This window comes from Inquilinus sp. OTU3971, assembly GCF_038440215.1.
The window spans coordinates 1-3,846 of sequence record NZ_JASATH010000354.1 but is presented as its reverse complement, the minus strand read 5'-3'; the positions used below and the strand labels follow the sequence as shown (position 1 = coordinate 3,846).

4 protein-coding genes are annotated in these 3,846 nt (G+C 68.9%); 1 reads left to right on the top strand and 3 read right to left on the bottom strand.

All coding sequences use genetic code 11. The features are described from left to right. Positions 1 to 81: 81 nt before the first annotated feature. Positions 82 to 1,992 (bottom strand): ABC transporter substrate-binding protein, encoded by a 1,911-nt coding sequence (locus AAHM41_RS39455; protein ID WP_342242113.1) that lies wholly within the window; start codon positions 1,990 to 1,992, stop codon positions 82 to 84. Between the two features lie 225 nt (positions 1,993 to 2,217). On the opposite strand from AAHM41_RS39455, the gene AAHM41_RS39450 reads away from it, so the two are divergent. Continuing rightward, complete coding sequence (locus AAHM41_RS39450; RefSeq protein WP_342242112.1) at positions 2,218 to 2,652, top strand: DUF6766 family protein; 435 nt, start codon at positions 2,218 to 2,220, stop codon at positions 2,650 to 2,652. Here AAHM41_RS39450 and AAHM41_RS39445 read toward each other — a convergent pair. Both AAHM41_RS39445 and AAHM41_RS39440 read right to left on the bottom strand, forming a co-directional pair. After that, positions 2,634 to 2,801 (bottom strand): hypothetical protein, encoded by a 168-nt coding sequence (locus AAHM41_RS39445; RefSeq protein ID WP_342242111.1) that lies wholly within the window; start codon positions 2,799 to 2,801, stop codon positions 2,634 to 2,636. The genes AAHM41_RS39450 and AAHM41_RS39445 overlap by 19 nt on opposite strands. Before the next feature lie 91 nt (positions 2,802 to 2,892). Next, positions 2,893 to 3,846 (bottom strand): acetate kinase (locus AAHM41_RS39440; RefSeq protein ID WP_342242110.1); only part of this gene is annotated, 954 nt, incomplete at its 5' end.

The window sequence follows — 3,846 nt, the reverse complement described above, 5'->3', positions numbered from 1 at the left end:
CGCGGCCTGCCTGGCCTTCGGCTGGCGTCTGGCGGGCTTAAGCCAACGCGCCGGGCCAGAAGGCCGGGCGCTTCGGATGGGTCAGGACGGATCGACCCAGAAGGTGTCGGGGCGGTAGACGCCGAAATGCGCCCCGGGGTCCCAGGAGAAGATGCCCTTCTCCGGCACGTTGTGCAGCCGGGCCTTGACCACGACCGGCTGCAGCACGCCCTGCACCGTACCGATCGAGGTCACCTCGTCGGCCTGGATCTTGATCATCTCGCGCATGATGGCGTCGCGGCGGGCCGCGTCGGTGGTGCCGCGCCATTCGTCGTACAGCGCCATCAGCTTCTGGCCGAACTCGACATCCGGCTTTTCGCCGGCGCCGCCCCCGGTCTGCAGATACTGGCCCCATTTCGGGTACTGCAGCCAGTTCTGGTCGACCGGCGCCAGCTGCGTCGGCACCGTCGTCGGCGTGATCAGGCCGTTGTCCCAGCCCATCCACACCGACATCACGACATCGCCGGCGAAGATCCGCTGCAGGAACACGTCGCGCTGCGACTGGGCGGTGTGCAGCGCCACGCCGATCTTGGCCCAGCTCTCGCGCACCAGCTGCAGGATGTCGGTCTCCAGGCTGCGCTCGCCGGCGCTCTCGACCACGATCTCCAGCCGCTTGCCGTTCGGCATCAGCCGGATGCCGTCGCCGTCGCGCTTGGTCAGCCCGATCTCGTCCAGCAGGGCGTTCGCCTTCCCCAGGTCGAACGTGGCCCATTCGGTCGCCAGCGCCTCGTCGTAATAGGGCGACTGCGGCAGCACCGTGTTCTGGCTCGGCCTGGCCTGGCCGAAGAACACGGTCTGGTTGATCTCGTCGCGGTCGATGCCGAGCGACAGGGCGCGGCGGAAGCGGACGTCGCGATTCAGCGCCCGCCAGTCAGCGTCGTTGCAGTTCAGGTTCGGATACAGCGCGACCTCGGAGCCGAGCGCCGTCGGCCACAGTCGCACCTTGTAGCCGCCCGCCTGCTCCCCGGCCTTGAGGAAGCTGATGTTGTCGAAGCGCAGCCCGCGGGCCTGCAGGTCGGCCTCGCCCGTGCCGGCCTTGGCCGGGATCAGCGAGCCTTCGACGACATTGACGATGACGCGGTCGAGATAGGGCAACTGCCGGCCCTGGCCGTCGACCCGGTGGTAATAGGGGTTGCGGACGAAGACGAAACGCTCCGCCGGGGCCTTGGTGGTGTTGATCCAGGGCTCCAGCACCGGCAGGTCCGGATTGGCCGAATCGATCAGCTTGCTGCGCTGGGTGTAGAGGGCCACCCAGTTGCGGGCGCCCGCCGCCTTGACCAGGGCGTCGAGCGCTGCGGCATCGGTGTATTTCTTGTGGAATTGCTTCAGGTAATGCGCCGGCGCGAAGATGTAGAGCGGGGTCGCCCCCGCGATCGACGGCAGGAAGTCCGGATTCGGCTTGGACCAGGAATAGCGGACGGTCTGCGCATCCGGGAACTCGACCTTCGGCGCCTCGCCGTCGACCAGCAGGCGCGTGTCCGGGCCGTAGGGCATCAGTTCCTTGTCCAGCGACACGTCCTCCCAGAAGTAGCGGAAGTCGTCGCTGGTGAAGGGCTGGCCGTCGGACCATTTGTGGCCCGGCCGCAGATGCAGGGTGAACACCTTCTCGCCGTCGACATCGACCGACTGCAGGATGTCCGGATGCAGCTTGAAGTCCGGGCCGTAGCCGACCAGACGGGCGTAGCTGTAGGTGTTCATGATCCGGATGTCGCGGGCGCGACCGGCCATCCAGCTGATCTCGCCGCCCGGCTTGCCCGGCTCCTTGCCCTCCGCCGCCAAGTCGACCACCAGCGGCGCCTGCGGCACGCGCTCGGCCACCGGCGGCAGCTTGCCGGCTGCGACGTCCGGCTCATACATCGGCGTCTCGACCAGCGCCGCCGCGCCGGCCGGGACGGCAACAGCCATCACGACGGCAGCCGCAGCGGCCGTGGCCAAACGAAGAATCCAGGTCATCTGCCTACCCTGTTTTTGGGTTTTTGATCGTTCCCTCGAAGCTCGACAGTATCGGCCGTGAAGGGGCGGATTGTGAAGCGGGACAATTGAGGCAGGGCGGCCGTGCCGGCCCTTCCCCGGAATCAAACATCCACCGGAACGGAACGGGCCTTCGGAAAGTCATTACGGGTAGCACCGTCTGCACTTACACGCGGCGGCACCCCAGGGCCGAATGGAGACACCGTGATGTCGAACTCGATCTGGAAACGTTACGGCTATGGCTGGGTGACGTTCGGCTTCTTTGTCATCTCCCTGATCGGGCACTGGCTGTTCGGCTGGTTCGCCTATGTCGACGAACAGCGCCAGCACGGGGCCGCGCCGGAGATCGCGGCCTATGTCGTCGAGATGTCCCGCGACACGCTGGAGAACTGGCAGTCCGAGTTCCTGCAGCTCATCTGGCAGATCGGCGGCCTGGCCTTCCTGCTCTATGTCGGCTCGCCACAATCGAAGGAGGGCGACGACCGGATGGAAGCCAAGCTCGACGCCATCCTGGCCGCGGTGGAGCCGGATCGGGCCGACGCGCTGATCGACGAGATCGACCGAGAATATGCCGGCCGGCATACCGACCAGCGCTGGACCAGGATGGCGGCCGAGTCGTCGAGTCAGCCGCCTTCGCGGTAGTTCCTGCGCACAGCTTGCTCGGAGGCCCGCTTCATCTCCGGGCTGCGGCGGCGACGGCGCCACTGCATGGTGCCGTAGATCATGCCGCCGGCCAGGATCGCTACCAGCAGCACGTCGATCACAAGCCACAGCCATCCGCCGATATCCATAAGCGATCTTCCGTTGTGACCTGAAGGACGGCCGGAACTTCCGCCCTTCCGAAGGTGACGCCGCGGGCCGCGGTCCGGTTCCCTCGACTGGTCAGGCCGGCCGGATCCGCAGCGCCTCATCGGCGACGACCTGCTCCTCGTCGGTCGGGATCACCAGCACGGCGACGCTGCCGCCGGGCGCCGCGCCCATCCAGCGCAGCCGCTCGCAGATCCGGGCACGGATCTCCGGCTGGTGCTCGCCGATGCCGGCGGTAAAGACCAGGGCATCGAGCCCGCCCAGCGTGACGGCGAGGGCGGCGACGGCCTGGGCGATGCGGTGGGTGAAGATGTCGACCGCCTCGCGCGCCGCCGGATCGGCGCTGGCCAGCAGCTCGCGGGTGTCGCCGCTGATCCCGGACAGGCCGAGCAGCCCGGCGCGGTGGTACAGGAGGTCCTCGACCTCCGCGACCGTCATGCCGTCCGGGCCCAGCAGATGCAGCAGCACGCCGGCATCGAGCGCGCCGGGCCGGGTCGCCATCGGCACCCCGTCCAGGGCGGAGAAGCCCATGGTCGTCTCGACGCTGCTGCCGTCCCGCAGGGCGCAGAGGCTGGCGCCGCTGCCGAGATGGGCCACCACCACCCGGCCGGCCGCGATCTCCGGATGGTCGCGGCGCAGCGCGCCGGCGATGAACCGGTAGGACAGGCCGTGGAAGCCGTAGCGCTTGATGCCGCGGTCGTGCAGCGGCCGGGGCAGGGCGAAGCGGCGGATGTGGTCGGGCTGCCCGGCATGGAAGGCGGTGTCGAAGGAGGCGGTCTGGACGATGCCGGGCCGCAGCGCGCCCAGCGCCTCGATCAGGCGCAGCGCCGGCGGCTGGTGCAGTGGTGCCAGCGGCACCAGCGCCTGCAGCTGTGCGAACACTTCGTCGGTGATGCGGACCGGGCCGGTGAAGGCCTCGCCGCCATGCACCACCCGGTGCCCGGCCAAGGCGAGGCCGCCGAGCCCGAGCCGGTCGTCGAGCACCTGCAGGCAGCCGCCGAGCACGGCCCGCAGGTCGCCCGCATCGGC